1 protein-coding gene is annotated in these 1,535 nt (G+C 70.2%); it reads left to right on the top strand.

Annotated features, from left to right (window positions below):
* Positions 1-1,535: condensation domain-containing protein (locus ACFY4A_RS42600; protein ID WP_390834676.1), on the top strand; the 1,535-nt coding region annotated here is incomplete at both ends.

Below are 1,535 nucleotides of genomic sequence, written 5' to 3' on the forward strand. Positions count from 1 at the left end.
CTGGTCGATGTGTGGCCGCTGTCGCCGTTGCAGGAGGGACTGCTCTTCCACGCCCGGTACGACGAGGGCTCCCGCGATGTGTACGTGGGGCAGCGCTTCCTCGACCTCGAAGGACCCCTCGACTCCGAGCGGTTCCGTGGCTCCTGGCAGGCGCTGCTGGACCGGCATGCGAGCCTGCGTGCCGGCTTCCACCGTCTCGTCCAGGTCATCGCGCGGGACGTGGAGCTGCCCTGGTGTGAGGCGGACCTGTCCGGCCTGTCCGAGGCGGACGCCGAGGCCGAGGCGCTCCGGCTCGCCGAGGAGGAGCACGCGCGGTTCGATCTCGCAGCGCCGCCGCTGCTGCGGTTCCTGCTGCTGAAGCGGGGCGAGGAGCGGTACCGCCTCATCATGACGATGCACCACATCGTCATGGACGGCTGGTCGCTGCCGATCCTGTTCGGTGAACTGGCGCAGATCTACGCGGCCGGCGGCGACGCCGCCGGACTGCCGCCGGTCACGCCGTACCGGGAGTACCTTGCGTGGCTGGATCGCCAGGACAAGGAAGCCGCCCGGTCCGCCTGGCAGGAAATGCTGGCTGGGGCCACCGAGTCGACCCTCGTCGCCCCCATCGAACCGGGCGCCGAGTCGGTCCAGCCGCGCCACGTCGTCGTCAGGCTCGACGAACCGTTCACCCTCGCGCTGCGCGACATGGCGCGCGTACACGGTCTGACGCTGAACACCGTGATCCAGGGCGTGTGGGGTGCGCTGGTCGGGATGCTCGCGGGCCGGACCGACGTGGTGTTCGGCGCCACGGTCGCGGGCCGTCCGGCCGAACTTCCGGGCGTCGAGCAGATGCTGGGCCTGCTCATGAACACCGTCCCGGTGAGGGTACGACTCGACCCTCGGCAGACGATGGCCGACCTGTTGACCGAACTCCAGGCCCAGCAGGCCGAGCTGATTGCACATCAGCACCTGGGTCTTGCCGAGATCCAGCGAATCACCGGCGCGGGCGCCACCTTCGACAGCCTGGTCGTCTACGAGAACTACCCGTACGACCCCGACGCCGCCCGGGATTTCGGTGGTCTGCGGATCGCCGGAGGCGGCGGCGAGGAAGCGGCTCACTATCCGCTCACGCTGGTCGTCTCACCGTCCGACGAGCTTGAGCTGCAGTTCGACTACCGGCCCGACGTGTTCGACGAAGCCGCCGTGCGGGCGCTCGCGGAGCGCGTGCTGCGAGTCCTGGAGCAGGTGTCGGCGGACCCGCAGGTACGGGTCGCACGGCTCGCTGTGCTCGACGAGACCGAGCGTCGTCGGGTGCTGGACGACTGGAACGACACCGCTCAGCCGTTGTCCGTCCGTACTCTGCCGGAGTTGTTCGGTGCGCAGGTCGCTCGGACGCCGGACGCGGTCGCGGTGGCCGGTGCAGGAGTGACGCTGACGTACGCCGAGCTGGATGCGCGGGCGGACCGGGTGGCGGGCTGGCTGGCGGGGCGGGGCTTCGGTTCGGAGTGCCGGGTCGGTGTGGTGATGGACCGGTCTGCGGATCTGGTGGCGGT

This window comes from Streptomyces sp. NPDC001292 (assembly GCF_042896465.1).
Lineage (GTDB): Bacteria > Actinomycetota > Actinomycetes > Streptomycetales > Streptomycetaceae > Streptomyces.